Raw genomic sequence first — 17,053 nt, 5'->3', positions numbered from 1 at the left:
GGGGCGGACCGATAAAAAGAAAAAGGCCGGCAGCGCGATGCTACCGGCCTTTGGAGGCGGTTCCGCGGCCTCGCCGGCCACGGAATGCCCAGTTCCTTCGCTTGTCTTAACCGGCCGCGGCCTCTTCCGCTTCGGGCTTCGACTTGCCTTCCTTCTTCGGCAGCGGCTGGATGTCGAGCAGCACCTCGTCCTTCTCGTCGAGGTCGACTTCCAGGCGCCCGCCTTCGGTCAGGCGACCGAACAGCAGTTCGTCGGCCAGTGCACGACGGATCGTGTCCTGGATCAGGCGCTGCATCGGCCGTGCGCCCATCAGCGGATCGAAGCCCTTCTTCGCCAGGTGCTTGCGCAGCTTGTCGGTGAAGGTGACCTCGACCTTCTTCTCGGCCAGCTGCGTTTCGAGCTGCAGCAGGAACTTGTCGACCACGCGCAGGATGATCTGCTCGTCGAGTGCCTTGAAGTTGACGATGGCATCCAGCCGGTTGCGGAACTCGGGCGAGAACAGGCGCTTGATGTCGCCCATCTCGTCGCCGGCCTGCCGCGGGTTGGTGAAGCCGATGGTCGCCTTGTTCATGGTCTCGGCACCCGCGTTCGTCGTCATGATGATGATGACGTTGCGGAAGTCGGCCTTGCGCCCGTTGTTGTCGGTCAGCGTGCCATGGTCCATGACCTGCAGCAGCACGTTGAAGATGTCCGGATGCGCCTTCTCGATCTCGTCGAGCAGCAGCACCGCGTGCGGCTTCTTCGTGACGGCCTCGGTCAGCAGGCCGCCCTGGTCGAAACCGACGTAGCCCGGAGGCGCGCCGATCAGGCGGCTCACCGCATGACGCTCCATGTACTCCGACATGTCGAAGCGGATCAGCTCGATGCCCATGATGTAGGCGAGCTGCTTGGCCGCTTCGGTCTTGCCGACGCCCGTGGGACCCGAGAACAGGAACGAGCCGATCGGCTTGTCGCCCTTGCCCAGGCCCGAGCGCGCCATCTTGACGGCCGAGGCCAGCACCTCGAGCGCCTTGTCCTGGCCGAACACCACGCTCTTGAGGTCGCGCTCGATCGTCTGCAGCTTGCTGCGGTCGTCGTTGCTGACGTTGGCCGGGGGAATGCGCGCGATCTTCGCGACGATTTCCTCGACCTCGGTCTTGCTGATGGTCTTCTTGCGCTTGCTCGCCGGCAGGATGCGCTGGGCCGCGCCCGCTTCGTCGATGACGTCGATCGCCTTGTCGGGCAGGTGACGGTCATTGATGTACTTGGCGCTCAGCTCGGCCGCGGCCTGCAATGCGGCCACCGCGTACTTCACGCCATGGTGCTCCTCGAAGCGCGACTTCAGACCCTTGAGGATGTCGACGGTTTCCTGCACCGAGGGCTCGACCACGTCGACCTTCTGGAAACGGCGCGACAGGGCCGCATCCTTCTCGAAGATGCCGCGGTATTCGGTGAAGGTGGTCGCACCGATGCACTTGAGCTGGCCGCTCGAGAGCGCCGGCTTCAGCAGGTTCGACGCATCGAGCGTGCCGCCCGAGGCCGCGCCGGCACCGATCAGGGTGTGGATCTCGTCGATGAACAGGATCGCGTTCGGCTTGTCCTTGAGCGACTTGAGCACGCCCTTCAAGCGCTGCTCGAAGTCGCCGCGGTACTTGGTGCCCGCGAGCAGCGCGCCCATGTCGAGCGAGAACACGTTCGACTCGGCCAGGATCTCGGGCACGTCGCCCTGCGTGATGCGCCATGCCAGGCCTTCGGCGATCGCGGTCTTGCCCACGCCGGCCTCGCCGACCAGCAGCGGGTTGTTCTTGCGCCGGCGGCACAGGATCTGGATCACGCGCTCGACCTCGTACTCGCGGCCGATCAGCGGATCGATCTTGCCGTCCTTGGCCATCTGGTTGAGGTTCTGCGTGAACTGTTCGAGCGGCGAGGCCTTCTCGTTCTTCTCGCCGCCGCCTTCTTCGTTCTCGTTCGAGGAGGCTTCGCTGTTGCCCTTGACGGCTTCCGGCGGATCGCTCTTCTTGATGCCGTGGGCGATGAAGTTCACCACGTCGAGGCGGGTCACGCCCTGCTGGTGCAGGTAGTAGACCGCGTGCGAATCCTTCTCGCCGAAGATCGCGACCAGCACGTTGGCGCCAGTGACTTCCTTCTTGCCGTTGCCGGTGGACTGCACGTGCATGATGGCGCGCTGGATCACGCGCTGGAAGCCCAGCGTGGGCTGGGTGTCCACATCGTCGGTACCCGCCACCTGGGGCGTGTTGTCCTTGATGAAGTTGGTGAGCGACGCCCGCAGGTCATCGACGTTGGCCGAGCAGGCGCGCAGAACTTCCGCGGCGCTCGGGTTGTCCAGCAAAGCGAGCAGCAAATGCTCCACGGTGATGAACTCGTGGCGCTGTTGCCGGGCCTCGACGAAGGCCATGTGCAAGCTGACTTCCAGTTCCTGGGCAATCATGTGATTTCCTTTTTGCCTTGCTGTAAATAAGTTCTCAGATGGGTTGGAGCTTGCCTAAATCAACAGGTTCATTCCACGGGTTCGCTGACACATTGCAAAGGGTGCCCCGCCTGCTTGGCGGCTTCCATCACCTGGTTGACCTTGGTGGCCGCCATGTCGCGGGAATAGACCCCACAGACGCCGCGGCCATCGAGGTGGATCTTGAGCATGATCTGGGTGGCGCTTTCGCGGTCCTTGCTGAAGTACTCCTGCAAGACGACGACCACGAACTCCATGGGCGTGTAGTCGTCGTTGAGCATGACCACCTGGTACATCTGGGGTGGCGCCGTTTTCTGCGGACGCCGCTCGAGGACGACCGAATCTCCGTCGTCTCGCGCCGGCTTGCGCACCGGTGGAGCGGGAGGGGTCGAAGGAATTCTCGTTGCCATGAAAAAGATTCTATAGAGCGTGCAAGCGCCGTGCCGGCTCGGGAAAAGCTGGTGGCGAGAATTCGACAAATCAAGAGGCTTGCGCCTCATCCGCCGCCAAAAATCCTTTTCAACGGATTTTGACGATGTCGCGCTCAGATATTCCGCAGATCAGGCTTTCGGGGACCCGGCAATTTGCGCCTTTGGGCACGTTCGGCGGCCGGCAGTTCCGCCGGAAGCGCGTCGATTTCCTCGTCGCTGAGGTCGAGCAGCCGACGTTCCGGTAGTTCCGGCGGCGGTACGGGCGGTGCGGCCTCGGCCGGCCGCGGAATCCGGAAAACCCGGGCTGCCGGGCGTTCGGCCACGGGTACATCGGGCCGGGCGGGTTGCCGCGAGACCCGTGGCGCCTTGCGCCCCGTTCGCAGGAACAGCCATGCCGACAGTCCGCCGCCGAGCCAGCCAATGGCGAGGATGCCCGCGAGCAGCCATGCCGGCGGGAGCGGGTTCACTTCGCGGCGCCCCATTTCTGCAGCAGTTCCTGTGGAATCGCACCGACCACCTCCGCGAAGGGCCTTCCGACCAGGCTCTCAGCCTGGCGCAGCAGCAGCACGACCGGGGTGCTCGGCTCATGGACCTCGAACCAGGCCCGCACGGCCCGGATGGCGTTCAGCGCGTCGTCCCGCGAGGTGGGCCGCTGATGCGCGGCCGCGTCGGCGAGAGGCGCGACCGTCACCGACGAGGTACGCCGGCCAGGAGCTTCATGGGCAGCGACGTCATTGGAGAGGTGAAAGGGGCTCAGCAGCCGTTGCAGCGGATGCGGTTCGGGCGCCTCGCCAGCGAGTTGTGCCCTGCTCCACCGCACGATGCGCTGAACCGAGCACGCTGCGCTCGCCAGGCGATTCAGCGGCGCCTCCGGATCCGAGCCCGACACGCGCCGCAGTTCAGACAGTTGCCTTCCCACGGAATCCCGCAACGATGCCCCGCCCGCCGCATGCAGCGCCCGATCGACATCGCGCACGGTCAGGCGCGCGGCCGAACCGGCATGCACGACGATCTCGCGGACGTCTCCGACCAGGCCGTCCGGATCGGCCAGGGCTGCCAGGGCGTTCGTGCGCACCGTCGGATCGTCCTCGCCCTCGATCACGCGCTGCGGATGCACAGCGTCCGGCCAACGGGCGAGGACCGCGGCCAGCACCGCGAGCCCCTGCGCCAAACCGGTGGCGCCCGCCAGCCGCGTGCGCGCCCGGCACAGCCAGACCAGCAGATGGATGTCGCGCGTGCGCGCCAGCAGGCGCACGCAGTCCCGCTCGACGTCACCCCAGTTCGGTGCCTCCGCAAGCCCGATGAAATCGCCGTATTGCGCTTCGGCCCGCGGCAGCATGCGCGAACGCAGCACCGCATGGTCCGGGTCGTACTCGAGGCTGGGGCCGCAGGGCGCCGTGGGACTGACCGGCGACAGCCACTGGGCTCCCCAGTCGTCGACGAGGTCGCCGGAAACCGCGGGCCCCGGATTCATGGCGACTCCGCGGTGCCCATGTACCGCTCGGGCTCGAACACCATGCCGACCGTGTAATCCCCGCAGGCTGCCTCGTCCCCGCCCAGCCAGGTCGACCACCCCAGCCGGCGCAGCGCCTCGAGGCGCGCGGGCGGCCTGCTGTCGCGACGGATCCGCAGTTCGACATCCCAGGCGAATTCATGGCCGACAAAGGCGCGGACCCACTCGACCAGCAGCGGCAGGTCGCAGCCCTGCGGGGTCAGGCGCAGATAGCGCTCGAGCGTCAGCGGGCCGAGCACCAGCCGGAACCGGCCCTGCCGGTCGGCAACCACCTCGCCCGCCACGGCGCCCGCCCCCATCACGCTCGGGGCGCTGGTGCTTCCCAGCCGGCTTCGCTCCTCGGGCGCGATGCAGATCCAATACGGCATGAACTCCCGCAGCCGAACCGGGATGGCGAAGAAATGCGCCAGCGTGCCCGCCAGGCCATCGGGATGGCGCGTCTCCCGGCCCAGGTGCGGGGCCGCGGCCAGCCGTGCGTGCGACGGCAGCACCGAATCGAGGATCTCGCCCGGATCGTGACCGGTCAGGCGTGCGATATAGCGGCTGAAACGCTCGTCCCCGCGGCGATCCAGCCCCTCGGTCGACTGGCTCTGCGCCCAGGCCCGGTAGATGTGCGTGAGGTAGCGGTGATGGAACAGATCGAGAAAGTCCGCGAGGGTGCTGTCGCCCGCGTTCTCCATGCGGTCGCGCACGATCTCGGTGAAATGCAATGGCAGCGGTCCGTTCGATCCGAGCATGCCCAGCCCGTACAGCCGGATCAGCGGCCGCGACGGGTCGTTGCCACCTCGGTGCGCGGCGGATTGCGACGGCATCGCGATCTCGGCGATTTCGCGCGGCGCGAAGGCCAGGGCCGCGGCCTGCCCCAGGCGAAAGGCTTCCTGCCGCGGGCGCGCCGCCAACCCGATCGGCGGCTGGTCGGGCCAGGCGGCGGCAAGCCGGCGCAGCAACGCGAAGAAGCCGAACCTCCAGGGCGCATGGCTGGCCGCGTCGAGCATCTCGGCCATCTGCCGCGCCACGGTGCCGGCGCCGGGGAGTTCCTCGTTCATGCCGTGGAATCCCCGTGGCCGCCCACGCGTGCGCCGATGCGGACCGGGCTGTCGGTCGCCATGTCGTGGTGCTCGCGCCGCGTCAGCCCGGGCAGCGCCCCGCCGGCATGTCGAACGAGTTCGGGAGCGAATGCCGAGAGCACTTCCGCGGGCTGCCCGGGTGCCAGCAGATCGGGACCATCCAGCCGGTCGAAGCCTTCGATCACCCGATCGATGCTGTCGCGGGCACAAAAAATGTCCAGTGGCGAGGAAAAGCGGGCGCCCTGTGCATTCAACTGTGCCCATGTCGGCGCGGCGCTCCCGCCCGGCTCCGCGAGGCACTGCGAGCCGGCCCGGCCAGCCAGCGCGCCGGGATCGCGGACCACGCGCACGAACTCTTCGTGCCACTGCTCGAACAGCGCGCAGCGCCCCCTCGCCCCGTCGATGGAGGAACTCCGATCGTCACGCACCGACAGCGACCGGGAAGGCCGCGGCACCGGGGGGCCTTCGTGCAGCAACGAGGTCACGACATCCGCGCGCCGACGGTGCCGCGCGCCCGCGATGTCGAGCAGGCCGAAGGGGTCTGCCTCTGCCTCGCGATGCGGCAAGTGCTCGCGCGGCGGCGGATCCCACGGCTCGGGGGCCGACGCGGCGTCGAACGCACCGCGATCTGCCACGGCCAAAGACCGCCTCATGGCAGCACGCCCCAGGTGGCCTGCAACCGATGGCTCGCATCGACGAAACGTCCCTCGGCGTCCTGTTGCCAGAAAGCGCTGCCGGCATGCGCGCTCCAGGTCCGGTCCGGCCAGTCGGACCAGGGCAGGAAGCGAACGCCACGCACATGCGCGACAGGATCGATCGCCGGCCTCGGTGCCGTCCATCGATCGATCACGGCCTGCATCCGATGGCCTGAGGGGTCGTCGCGGCCACTGGCATTCGCGAAGGCGGGGCCCGGCGGCAGGCCTGGCGTGCCGCCAGCGCGCGACTGCTCGTCCCACAGCGCCCGGACCGCGATCGCCAGCGTCCGGATGTTCGCCGGCGAGGCCGCCGCCAGATGGCGCCCAAGCATCCGGGCCAGCCAGAACTGCCAGTCTCGCGGCTGCGCCGCATGGTTTTCGAAGTGGCGCCGGATCCAGCTCGGCCTTGCCGCCTGATAGACGACCAGCGGATGGCGGTGTCCGAGGCTGTCGCCCGAGGTCGCGATGACACCGAGAACGCATTGCCGCCGGGCGAACGGCAAGGTTCCGGGCGGCAACACGAAGGCCACCGGCAACCCCGGCCGCCGCTCCGCGCCCGACAGGGACTGCCCGGCCTTGTCCCCCGCGGACAAGGTGCATCGGCGCGCTTCTTGCGCGAGCCAGGCCCGCCAGGCCTCGATCTCTCCCTGTCCCGTTCCGAAGCGGACGAAGTCCGCATGACCGGACAACTTGCCCCAGATGGCGGGCGGTGTCACCTGCCACGACGCGATCAGTTCGCCGAACATCGGATCACCCCATGCGCCCGGGGCAGCGAAACCCCTTGAGCAGATCGCTGTTGAACGGATGCGGCTGACTGCCGGAACCGATGTCGAGCAGCGCGCGCCGTCCGTCGAACTGGAATTCGACGCTCGTGCGTCCCGGGGTCGCCGTGCTCACGAGACGGCCCTTGTCCAGCAGTCGCAACAGCGCCCAGGGTCCGCTGGCGCCCACGGTCGAGGTCGGCCCCGACACCCGCGGATTCGCGCTCAGTTCCGCCATCGATCCACCGCGCGGACCGGGCCAGTGGATGGAAAGCGCCTGCACCGGCCCATGGACATAGCGCTGGCCTTGCCCATCGATGTCGATGCCGAGGTCGGTGATGCTGGGCTCGAGCTCGAGTACCTTCAGCTCCAGCTTCCACCCGAGCTTCCTGCCATCTGCCTCGCGAAAGAAGAGATCGCGGATCTGCCGTGCCCGGTCGAAGGCCTCGAGGTTCGGACCGCCGAGCGCCAGCAGCTTGAGCAGCTCTCCCGCCAGCGTGGGCCCGGTGGTCCCCGTTGCGGCCACGGGTGCCGCCGGGCCCGCAGGGACCTCGAGACTCGCAAAGCTCCCCGGATCCTTGTAGCGCCAGGGACGCACGCTGGTATCGACAAGGGCTGCCAAGTGCTTTGCGAAGAACTCATCGGCCGCCCCTCCCACGGCGAACATCAGCGTGAAGTCCTCGATGGAGGCATCCTGCACGGTCGCCGCCAGCGGGTAGCGGCCTTCCACGCCACGCCGGCAAGGCTCGCCGACCTGCTGCGCCATCAACCCCATGAGACGATCGAACTGGAGCTGCGCCTGGCCACGCAGGATTGCGGTCGCTCCCTGCACCACCTTGCTGCCGCCGCTCGTGGCCAGCGCGGTCAACACTTCGCGAAAAGGCGCCGGCAGCTTCCCGGCTTCGAGCAGCAGGCGCGCGCCGACCTCGGCACCACCGGGCGGCAGGCTTTGGGCGCTCAAGGCCGTGTCGGCCACCACCAGCAGCGTGTAGAACTCGTTGATCAGGCCGGTGACGGCTTCGAGCCCCAGCTTCGCGGTACCCGCCGTGCCACCCGGTAGCGCGCCCACGTCGGGCTGCCCGGTGACCAGTTCGCGCAGCGCGGCAAAACGGTCGTCCACGATCTGCCGTTCCATCCGCTCCTCGGCGCGAATGCCGAGGCGACGCCCCATCGCTTCGGTCTGCCGACTCATCTGTTCGGCAGCCTTGTCGAGCAACCCCCTGGTCTCTTGCGCCGGAACCATCAACGGGCGCGACAAGGTGGTTTCGCGTGCGGCGGCGCGCGCGAGCCGACTCAGCGGCGAGTCGAGGGCAGCAAGCTGCCGCAGCACACCGAGGTCGAAGCCCAGGTTCGTGGCGGCCGCGTCGCTGCCGCCGACCGGGCGCACCGAAGCAAGAAAGTGCTCCCAGTGCTTGGCGTACTCCTCGAGGTAGCGGCGCCGGATGTCGGCCAGCCGCGGGTCGCCCTGTGCATCGCGCGCCGAGCCTTCGATCGAGGAGGCGGCCCCTCGCCCCATGACCCAGCCATCGTCATCGAACGCACGCGCAGCGAACTCCGGCAGGCGCTTGTCGAAGACCTCGTGATAGCCGTCGTAGGTGAAGAGGCCCGGCACGCCTTGATCGAGCGGCAACCCGCCGTCGCGCGAGAAGACGGCTCCGGCCTGCGGCCCGACCGCTCGAATCAGCGTGAAGGCTTGCGGCGCCTCCGCTTCCATCGCCGCCTTCGCGCGCTCGTAGATCCGCTGGGTCGACGCCTGCGTGCCGAGAAAATCCTGCGCCGCGCGCACCAGCGCCGCATCGGGCAGTGCATCCACTTCGAGCGCGCGTTCGCCCGAAAAGAGCGCTACTGCATGCTCGACCACCGCGGCCCGGCCGCCGAATGCGGTGGCGCCGCCGGACAGTTCCCAGTCCCCGAGCACCCAGTCGCGCACCTCGGCCGCGCCGCCCTTCATGTAGCGCGACCGGTCGAACAGCAGCTTGTAGGCGCGCAAGGCGTCGTAGGCCGCCTTCGCATCGCCCTCCTTCACGCGCTGCGACAACACGACCTCCATGCGCCGCACGATGGCGGGCAGCAAGGTGCGGTTCTGCAGGCGGGCATAGGTCTCGCCGGCCGCCGCCAGCACGCCGGGTGCGGCATAGAGCCCGTAGAGATAGGCACCACCCGGGTCGTCGAGATCCAGCCCGGGTTGACTGGGCAGTTCGCGCGCGGCGTTCAATGCATCGGGAACGTCGGTGGTCCTGAGGCCGTCGAACAACGAGCGCACCTGCAGCGACAGTGCATTCGTTCGCTGGCTCGCCGCCTCGAGATAGCGCTGGTTGTTGCCGAAACTCAGCGCCAACGCACCGGCCAGCCAGACGAACAGCACGATCACCAGCGCGTGCCCCAGGATTCGCATGAGCCTGAAACGGAACTCCCAGCGCAGGTTCGGGCGCACCAGGTGCGCTTCGGGAATGATCACCCGGGCCAGCACTCCCTGGATGAAGAAGCCTTGCTGGCCACGCGCCGCCTCCGGGTCGGCGTGTTCCTGCGACGCGCAGGCCGAAGGCACGTCGCGGGTTTCCGCGAGCCGCCGGCGCATCCGTTGCAGCAGCGTCGCGCCATCCGCCGGCAATTCGGCGCCCGCTTGCGCGCCGCTCGTGAAATAGACGCCGCGAAGCGCCTCGCGGTTCTGCGTGTCGTCGAACCGGGACGAGAGGAAGACCTGCTCCAGCAAAGGCAGCAATCGCGACGACAGTCCCGCCAGCTCGCGCGGCAGCGCGAAGAGGCGGCGTCGGCGCTCGACGTCGAACTCCTCGTTCAAGCGGGCATGAAGGCCGGCCTCGATCCGCTGCTGGAGCAGCTCGAACTCGGCACGAACCCGTGAGTGCAAGCCCTCCCCCTCCGGCGCCGGGCTGCCGCGGGAACCGAGGCGCCCCTTCAGCGCGAGCGGCAAGGTGAAACCCCAGGGCTGGGCGCGGCTGTCGCTCGTGAGCGAATGGAAGTACTCGCGGAAGCCGCGCAACCGGTCGATCTGAGCCACGATCACATAGACCGGAAAGCGGATGCCCAGCACTTGACGAAGCTCGGCCAGTCGATCGCGCAGCAGTGCCGCATGCTCGGATCGTTCGGCATCGCCCTGGGCGAGCAGCTCGGCCACGCTCAGCACGACGATCACGCCGTTGATCGGCGCGCGCACGCGATGCGAGCGAAGCAGGCCAAGAAAGCCGCGCCACTCGGCGGGATCGCGGGCGGCATGGTCGCGCTGGGTGGTGTAGCGGCCCGCGGTGTCGATGAACACCGCCTCGTTCGCGATCCACCAATCGCAGTGCGACGTTTCGGCCGGAGCATCGGACAGCATCGTCCGGCTCTCCAGCCCCCATTGGCGCGCCAGCGGAAACTGGAGCCCCGAATGGCGCAGAACTGTCGTCTTGCCGACGCCGGGGCTCCCGAGGACCATGTACCACGGCAGTTCGTACAGGTGACGCTTGCCATCCAGCATCCGGTGCAGGCGGCCGAAGCCGCGCATTTTCCGCAGTGCCGCCACGGCCGCCTGAATCCCGGCGGCCACGCGCCTGAGTTCTTCCTTCGCGGCCTCGTGTTCCTGGGGCAACGCCTTGCGAAACAGGAACCTGGCGAGCAGGTCGTCGTTGCTGCGCAAGGCCTGCCAGAGGCGGAAGCAGCCGTAGAGGGCATAGAGCGACAGGACCGCGACCAGGAGCGCGATGCGCGTTCCAATCGGCGTGAGCGGCCTGGCCTCCCCGATCGCCAGGGTCGGTCCCGCATGCCATATGAGAAGGCACAGTGCCCCGACGCCGACGAGGCTGTAAGGGCCCGAGGCGAGCCAGAGGATGCCGAGCAGCAGCAACAGCACGATCAGCGCGAGCCGCACTTCGCGCGAAGCCATGGGGCGCACGCCGCTCAGGGCCAGCAGGTCGCCCGTGAACCAGATGATGCAGGCGGCCAGCACGACGGCCAGCAGCGCCAGGAATGGCCGCGACACCACGAATGCGCCCGCTTGTTTGAGGTATGGCATGGATCCGGCGATCCTTTCTCTTCAGCGATGAAGCAGCGGCGGGCTTTCGCTCCGCGCGGGCGCGGGCCCCCGGGCGTGCGGATCGATGCCCGTGTCCTGGGACACAACGATGTCGACACGCCGGTTGCGGGCACGGCCCTGCGCCGTGGCGTTGTCGTCGAGCGGAGCGGCGTCGCCTTGCCCGATGCTTCGGATGCGCGCGGCCTCGACGCCCTTGTCCCGCAGCAAGGCAGCCACGGCCGCGGCGCGCTTTTCGCTCAGCACCTGGTTGTCGGGAAACTCGCGCGTGCGTATCGGCCGGTTGTCGGTGTGCCCGACGACCTGCACGCTGCCGGATACCTGCCTGATCTCGCCAGCGACCTTGTCCAGCACCGGAAGGATTCGCGCACCGAGACTCGCGCGGCCGGGCACGAACATCTCGTCGCCCCGAAAGCTGACGGTGCTGCGGTGCGCGTTCTCGTCGACGTTCACGCTGCCGCGCGCGATCTCGGACGACAGCAGTTCCTTCAGCCGTGGCGACCGGGCCGCCGAAGCCATCGGCGGGTTCGGCGGTCGCATCCGCCCGATGGCGGCCAGCCGCTGCGTCAGGTCCCCGCTCATCGCCGAGAGCTGGTATCTGTACCAGCCGAACAGGCCTGACAGGACGAACGCGGCCACGAGGCTCGTGATCCATACCGGCACGCTGCGCGCCAGCCGAAGCCGTCCCGCCGGTCCCCCTTTCCAGTGCGGCGAGAGTTCATGCGGCACCTGGGGGCGGACTGTCGCGAGCAGTTCGAACAAGCGGTGACGCACGGCTTCGAGTTGCCGGCTTCCGTGGTCGGCGGTGCTGTAGCGGCCCTCGAAACCGAGGCCGAGGACCTGGTACATCAGTTCGAGCAGATCGGCATGCTGCTCGGGATCGGTGGCCAGCCGACCGATCAGCAGGAAGAACTTGTCGCCTCCCTTGGTGTCGCCATGGAAACGCGCCGCCAGTTGGAGGCCGGCCCAGACACCCGCCTCGCCCGCCTGCCCGCCTCCCCACGCGGTGCTGTTCGCGGCCTCGTCGATCGCGGTGCACAACGCGTAGCTCGCGGCCAGCGCATGTTCATGGCGAATCCTCGCGGCGGCGCAGATGGACTGGAAGGCCGCGACTTCGCGCTCGAGCAATCCGTGCCACACCTCGACCTCCTCCTCGCCAAGGGACCGCGGCAGATCCGCCAGCGCACGCAGCAGCGGCTGGGCCGCTTCGAGCAACGGATTCCTTGCCGCCGCGATGGCCGCCAGGCGCTCGCGCACCGAACCGCCCTCGTCGAGCGACGCACTCGCGACGCCGGCATGGAAGTCATCGGCACCGAATGCCGGATCGCTCTTTTCTTCGGGGTAGTGCATGGTGCGTGGCAGGCAAGCAGGTGCGAAAGCGATGCTCAGGCCTCGCATTCGGAACCGTCGTCGACGATCCGCTCGAAGCGGCTGTTGCGGATATGGCAGGTCTTCATGCGTGCGTCCGTCATGCGCCAGACGCCGGTGCCCTGCGTGTTCTCGATCGCGACGGTGGCGGCCAATGGCACGCCGCGGTCTCGCTGTCGGCCGATCGTGAAACTCATGTGCTCGAAGCTGCAACCCTCGATCGCGAGCCGCGTGCCGGCCACGAGAACGGCCCCACGGCCCGTGCAGCGGCGAAAAGTCGTTTCGCCGGTGCTGCCGATGCCTTCGCGCGCATGCGAGACCGTGTCGCCGCCCGCGAAGACACACTCCTCGAAGACCACGCCGAAACTGGCGTCTCTGCCACCGAGAATCGCAGCGCCGGAGGTCCTGCAGCGAACGAAGCGCACGTCGTCCATCGCGCCGAAGTCATGGCTTGGGGCGATGAACCGGCAATCCATGAATCGGCAGCCGGACATGGCGTCGAGCCGCACGTTGCCCTCGCCCGCGAAATCGCAGTCGACGAAGCGCAGGTTGTGCCAGGCCACGCCTGCGAAGAAACCCGCGGTCAGGTCGGCACCGGCAATGGTCATGGCCGCGCGGCTGCCGTCGAGCAGCCGGGCGTGCTCCCTGGCGAGCTGGGCAATCGGCGTACTCATGCCCTGCCCTCCGGATCGAGCGAGGCGCACGCTTCGCAACGCAAGGCTTGCATCATTTCTCCCGCACTCCCCAGAGTTCCATGCGCAACCCTGGAAATTCCGCCGCCACGTGCAGCGCCAGCCCCCCATGGCGAACCATGTGCTCCCAGAGGGCACCGTGCGGGTCGAGCTGGAAATAGACGAAGCCGGCGTTGAACGGGATCTGCCGCGGTGGAACCGGCAGGACCTGGAGCGGAATGCCTGGCAGATGCGAGCGGATCAGTTCGGGCAGCCGATCGCTGGGCCCGGCCTTGCAGCAGGCGACGAACTGGCTGGCCAGTTGATCGGGCGGCAGGTGCGCCGCCACGGCGAAGACCAGGCTCTGATAGCCCTGGAGCTCCGCGGGCTCGACGCTCGCGACGTGCACACCGTGGGCCCGCTCCGCCAGCGCGATGGACTGGGCGCTGCGCACCAGTACATCGTTGAGCAGCGACTGCACTTCGGCGACCAGCCCCTTGAACGACAGATAGGGGTCCACATGCCGGTATCCGCCATGGGCCGGAGGCCGGCGATGGCCGGCGCGTCCGAAGGTGGCCAGTTCGCCGCCGAATGCGCGCAGCGCCATGAACAACTGCTGCGGCGAGGTGTCCCTGACCTGCAGCCAGTGCTCCAGCAAGGGCTCGTAGCGGTTGAGGGTCTGCAGCAGCAGGAAGTCCGAGACCTCGGCGGTCGCGCCGGACTTGCCGTCGCCGCCGGTCAACCTCGCGGCGAGCGCATCGGCGCGCAGGCGGCACAGCCCGTGCAGGTGCGTGATCCAGTCGCTCAGCAACGTACTCGCGCCATAGCTCGACACCGGCGGAATCAGGCGGTGGTCGAGCGCGATGCTGCCGTCGGATCGCAGCACGCTGACCTTGGCCAGCGGCAGGCCGATCCAGGCGTCCGACAGTTCTCGCTCGGGCAGCAGGCGTAGACGCAGGCGCGAAAGCTGCACCGTCTTCGGTCCCTGACCGATGGAGTTGGCGTCACGCAACTCGGTGTCGAATACACCGAAACGCGCGAGCGAGCCCATCGATGCCGCAGGATCGTCGAAGGTGGTCTCCTCGCCGTCGGGCGTGCGGATGGGCACCGCCAGGTGAATGACCTGGTCGACATGCTCCGGCAGCACCGTGAGCGGTGCGGGAACAAGGGCCTGGCCGGGTACGTCGAATGGCGTGCCATCCTGGAACACGCCGGCGGCGCCGGCCAGCACCAGCTTGCCGAGCGACAGCGACTCGGCATCGATCGCATACCTGTGAAAGCCCCAGTAGAACGGATCGAGCGCGACCGACCGCTTGTGCGCCAGGTGCTCGAGGTAGCGCTCCTGCTGCTGGAACAGCTGTGGACGCAGGAAGAGTCCCTCGCTCCAGACGACCTTGTTGTACCAGTTCATGGTTCGGCGCCCGTTTGCATGGCCGCTGCTCAGTCGGCGGGAACGAGCCGGATGCCGCGCGCCTGCAGCCGGACCTCGAGCTTGAGCCTGTGGGCCGGCAGCACGGCGCGGTACCAGGCGATCTCGGGCGCGGCCTCCACCTGCTGCACGGCGCGCCAATCGGAGAGCCCCAGGTCCCGATAGCCGGCCAGCACGCCGATGGCGCCCAGGTCGGGATGGGATTTGCGACGGATCGCACGCGTTTCGCCGGGTCGCAGGATGAACTCCTCGCGCACGAGCATGTCGGCGCCGATCAGTGCCTTGTCGTTGCCATGCAGCGTGAAGTAGTCCGCCGCCTCGAAGGCCGCGCTGGACTTCAGTTCGTAGAGGCGAACGAGGATCGGCGCCGGTCGGCCCTTGTCGTCCGGATTGACCTCCGCCTCGGCCATGACGGCGAGCTCGAGGCGGATCTGTTCCTTGGGCGACGGGAACTGGGCCATCGCCGGCCGCGCCATCAGCGGCACGACGAGCAGCGCATCGCGTCGGTTGAGGCGCATCGGACAAGCCGGGAATGAGGCAGCGGGAACGCGCATGTCGGGACCTCCGCTCAGGACTCCTTGTTGCCCTTGATGTCGTACCCCGCGGTCACGGCGCCCGCGCTGCCGCCCTGCGCGTTCTGCACGGCGTACTCCTGCCTGATCTTCGAGAACGAAAGCCGCAAGCGCTCCTTGATGCGCAGTTCGTCCGAGTTCGCGCCGAACGGGTGGACCGCGGTGACGATCACGTCGGTGAAGGTGTACTTGAGGTACTCGAGCGGGCTGCCGCCGGCCTTGCGCACGGTCAGCCTGGCTTCCTGGACGTGCTTGCCGGTCAGGCAGTACTTCATGAGGTTGGGACTGGCGCGGTCGATGTGGTGGTCGAACTCCAGGTCTTCCACCGTGGCCTTGCCGGCGCCGCCGCCCGAACCGGCATGCATGAACGACTCCTGGAACGCCTTCCAGTTGAAGGCGAGCACCTCGATCTCGTTCTTGTGCTCGGCATCCAGGGACTCGCCCTCGATGCCGTCGATCTTCAAAAAAATGTCTTGAGACATGCGAACTCCCTGTTCTGTCGTTGTCGGCTTCCGAAAGATGCATGGACCGCGGGTCGCGGCTTGAAGGGAACAAGTGCCGGTCAGGCCTCTTCCCTGAGCGAGGGCAGCCTGGCCACGAGCCGCAGCGAGACCGTCAGCCCCTCGAGCTGGAAGTGCGGGCGCAGGAAGAACTTGGCGCCGTAGTAGCCTGGATTGCCTTCGAGTTCCTCGACCACGACCTCGGCGGCGGCAAGCGGCCGTCGCGCCTTGGTCTCCTGCGAGGAGTTCGCGGGGTCGGCATCGACGTAGTTCATGATCCAGCCGTTGAGCCAACGCTGCATGTCGTCGCGCTCCTTGAAGCTGCCGATCTTGTCGCGCACGATGCACTTGAGGTAGTGCGCGAACCGAGTGCTGGCGAAGAGATACGGCAGGCGCGCCGCCAGGTGGGCGTTGGCGGTGGCGTCGGGGTCCATGTACTCCTGCGGCCGCTGGATCGATTGCGCGCCGATGAAGGCAGCGCTGTCGGAGTTCTTCCTGTGCACGAGCGGTATCAGGCCCGCCCTGGCGAGTTCGGCCTCGCGCCGGTCGGAGATCGCGATCTCGGTCGGACACTTCATGTCGAAGCCGCCATCATCGGTCGGAAAGGTGTGGCACGGCAGGTTTTCCACCACGCCACCCGACTCCACGCCGCGGATCATCGTGCACCAGCCATGGCGCTTGAAGCTGCGATTGATGTTCACCGCCATCGCATACGAGGCGTTGCTCCAGACGTAGTTGCGATGGTCGGCGCCCTCGGTTTCCTCCTCGAAATCGAAGGCGTCCACGGGGTTGGTCTTGGCACCGTAGGGAAGCCGGGCCAGGAACCGCGGCATGGCGAGGCCGACGTAGCGCGAATCCTCGGTGCCGCGCAGCGAGTTCCACGGCGCGTGCTCGAGGTTCGATGTGATCCGCGCGAGATCCCTGGGATTCGCGAGCTCCTGCCAGGACTCCATGCCGAGCAGCGAAGGCGCCGAGCCGGCGATGAACGGGGCATGCGAGGCGGCCGCCACCTTGGCGATCGCCGCAAGCAGTTCGACGTCGGCGGGCGTGTGGTCGAAGTAGTAGTCGGCCACCAGGCAGCCGTAGGGCTCGCCACCGAGCTGCCCGTATTCCTCTTCGTAGATGCGCTTGAAGACCGGGCTCTGGTCCCATGCCATGCCGCGGTGGCGGCGCAGCGTGCGGCGGACCTCGTCCTTCGAGACGTCCATGAACCGGATCTTGAGCTTTTCGTCGGTCTCGGTGTTGCTGACGAGGTGGCTCATGCCCCGCCAGGCCGACTCGACCTGCTGGAATTCCTCCTTGTGCAGCACGAGATTGATCTGCGCCGACAGCTTGCGGTCGATCTCGGCAATGATGGCCTGGATGCTGGTGTAGGCATCGTCGGTCATGGTCGCGGCGTTGAACAGGGCCTGTTCGGCCAGGGTGCGCACGGCCGCTTCGACCGCGCCGCGGGCTTCTTCCGTCTTGGGCCGGAATTCCCGGTCGAGCAGCTCGGCGAAGTCCGGGGCTTCGGCGTAGCGCTCGGGTGCGGGCTCGGCAAGAACGATGGCGTCGCTGGATGACATGGGCG

14 protein-coding genes are annotated in these 17,053 nt (G+C 67.8%); all 14 read right to left on the bottom strand.

Features of this window, described 5'->3' with window-relative positions; all coding sequences use genetic code 11:
- Positions 1-106: 106 nt before the first annotated feature.
- The 14 genes from clpA to tssC all read right to left on the bottom strand — a co-directional run bounded on the left by clpA (position 107) and on the right by tssC (position 17,048).
- Positions 107-2,428, bottom strand: coding sequence for an ATP-dependent Clp protease ATP-binding subunit ClpA (gene clpA / locus ACEN9J_RS04520; RefSeq protein WP_057594828.1), 2,322 nt, complete (start codon positions 2,426-2,428; stop codon positions 107-109).
- A 68-nt stretch (positions 2,429-2,496) separates the two neighbouring features.
- Positions 2,497-2,856, bottom strand: a complete 360-nt coding sequence (clpS, locus tag ACEN9J_RS04515) for an ATP-dependent Clp protease adapter ClpS (RefSeq protein WP_057594846.1) — start codon at positions 2,854-2,856, stop codon at positions 2,497-2,499.
- A gap of 134 nt (positions 2,857-2,990) precedes the next feature.
- On the bottom strand, positions 2,991-3,344 hold the full coding sequence (locus ACEN9J_RS04510) for a hypothetical protein (RefSeq protein WP_413763438.1): 354 nt from the start codon (positions 3,342-3,344) through the stop codon (positions 2,991-2,993).
- Positions 3,341-4,351 carry an ImpA family type VI secretion system protein gene (locus tag ACEN9J_RS04505; protein WP_413763437.1) on the bottom strand — a complete coding sequence of 337 codons (1,011 nt, stop codon included), beginning with the start codon at positions 4,349-4,351 and terminating at the stop codon, positions 3,341-3,343. The genes ACEN9J_RS04510 and ACEN9J_RS04505 overlap by 4 nt, the downstream gene beginning before the upstream one ends.
- On the bottom strand, positions 4,348-5,436 hold the full coding sequence (gene tssG, locus ACEN9J_RS04500) for a type VI secretion system baseplate subunit TssG (RefSeq protein ID WP_413763436.1): 1,089 nt from the start codon (positions 5,434-5,436) through the stop codon (positions 4,348-4,350). The genes ACEN9J_RS04505 and tssG overlap by 4 nt, the downstream gene beginning before the upstream one ends.
- On the bottom strand, positions 5,433-6,092 hold the full coding sequence (locus ACEN9J_RS04495; protein WP_413764541.1) for a TagK domain-containing protein: 660 nt from the start codon (positions 6,090-6,092) through the stop codon (positions 5,433-5,435). The genes tssG and ACEN9J_RS04495 overlap by 4 nt, the downstream gene beginning before the upstream one ends.
- 14 nt (positions 6,093-6,106) lie before the next feature.
- A complete protein-coding gene (locus ACEN9J_RS04490; RefSeq protein WP_057594832.1) occupies positions 6,107-6,898 on the bottom strand; it encodes a TagF domain-containing protein in 792 nt (263 codons plus the stop codon).
- Between the two features lie 4 nt (positions 6,899-6,902).
- A complete protein-coding gene (gene tssM, locus ACEN9J_RS04485; protein ID WP_413763435.1) occupies positions 6,903-10,925 on the bottom strand; it encodes a type VI secretion system membrane subunit TssM in 4,023 nt (1,340 codons plus the stop codon).
- A gap of 21 nt (positions 10,926-10,946) precedes the next feature.
- Positions 10,947-12,293, bottom strand: a complete 1,347-nt coding sequence (tssL, locus tag ACEN9J_RS04480) for a type VI secretion system protein TssL, long form (RefSeq protein WP_413763434.1) — start codon at positions 12,291-12,293, stop codon at positions 10,947-10,949.
- A 35-nt stretch (positions 12,294-12,328) separates the two neighbouring features.
- A complete protein-coding gene (locus tag ACEN9J_RS04475; protein WP_413763433.1) occupies positions 12,329-12,985 on the bottom strand; it encodes a hypothetical protein in 657 nt (218 codons plus the stop codon).
- Positions 12,986-13,037: 52 nt separating this feature from the next.
- Entirely contained in the window at positions 13,038-14,393 is a 1,356-nt protein-coding gene (gene tssK, locus ACEN9J_RS04470) for a type VI secretion system baseplate subunit TssK (protein ID WP_413763432.1), read from the bottom strand.
- 29 nt (positions 14,394-14,422) lie between these two features.
- Positions 14,423-14,929 (bottom strand): type VI secretion system lipoprotein TssJ, encoded by a 507-nt coding sequence (gene tssJ / locus ACEN9J_RS04465; protein ID WP_413763431.1) that lies wholly within the window; start codon positions 14,927-14,929, stop codon positions 14,423-14,425.
- 50 nt (positions 14,930-14,979) lie between these two features.
- A complete protein-coding gene (locus ACEN9J_RS04460; protein ID WP_413763430.1) occupies positions 14,980-15,465 on the bottom strand; it encodes an Hcp family type VI secretion system effector in 486 nt (161 codons plus the stop codon).
- A gap of 80 nt (positions 15,466-15,545) precedes the next feature.
- The gene (gene tssC, locus ACEN9J_RS04455; protein ID WP_413763429.1) at positions 15,546-17,048 is read right to left on the bottom strand and encodes a type VI secretion system contractile sheath large subunit; all 1,503 of its coding nucleotides are present in this window, start codon (positions 17,046-17,048) and stop codon (positions 15,546-15,548) included.
- Positions 17,049-17,053: the final 5 nt, after the last annotated feature.

The sequence above is a fragment of the Variovorax sp. Varisp41 genome, from assembly GCF_047325085.1.
Classification (GTDB): domain Bacteria; phylum Pseudomonadota; class Gammaproteobacteria; order Burkholderiales; family Burkholderiaceae_C; genus Variovorax.
This window is presented reverse-complemented; position numbering and strand designations above follow the sequence as displayed.

Bases quoted from the DNA above. Each gene is read 5' to 3' on its own strand.
- ACEN9J_RS04490 (WP_057594832.1), bottom strand. From the start codon at position 6,898: ATGTTCGGCGAACTGATCGCGTCGTGGCAGGTGACACCGCCCGCCATC.
- tssK (WP_413763432.1), bottom strand. From the start codon at position 14,393: ATGAACTGGTACAACAAGGTCGTCTGGAGCGAGGGACTCTTCCTGCGT.
- tssC (WP_413763429.1), bottom strand. From the start codon at position 17,048: ATGTCATCCAGCGACGCCATCGTTCTTGCCGAGCCCGCACCCGAGCGC.
- clpA (WP_057594828.1), bottom strand. From the start codon at position 2,428: ATGATTGCCCAGGAACTGGAAGTCAGCTTGCACATGGCCTTCGTCGAG.
- tssM (WP_413763435.1), bottom strand. From the start codon at position 10,925: ATGCCATACCTCAAACAAGCGGGCGCATTCGTGGTGTCGCGGCCATTC.
- tssL (WP_413763434.1), bottom strand. From the start codon at position 12,293: ATGCACTACCCCGAAGAAAAGAGCGATCCGGCATTCGGTGCCGATGAC.
- tssJ (WP_413763431.1), bottom strand. From the start codon at position 14,929: ATGCGCCTCAACCGACGCGATGCGCTGCTCGTCGTGCCGCTGATGGCG.
- ACEN9J_RS04460 (WP_413763430.1), bottom strand. From the start codon at position 15,465: ATGTCTCAAGACATTTTTTTGAAGATCGACGGCATCGAGGGCGAGTCC.
- ACEN9J_RS04505 (WP_413763437.1), bottom strand. From the start codon at position 4,351: ATGAATCCGGGGCCCGCGGTTTCCGGCGACCTCGTCGACGACTGGGGA.
- tssG (WP_413763436.1), bottom strand. From the start codon at position 5,436: ATGAACGAGGAACTCCCCGGCGCCGGCACCGTGGCGCGGCAGATGGCC.
- clpS (WP_057594846.1), bottom strand. From the start codon at position 2,856: ATGGCAACGAGAATTCCTTCGACCCCTCCCGCTCCACCGGTGCGCAAG.
- ACEN9J_RS04475 (WP_413763433.1), bottom strand. From the start codon at position 12,985: ATGAGTACGCCGATTGCCCAGCTCGCCAGGGAGCACGCCCGGCTGCTC.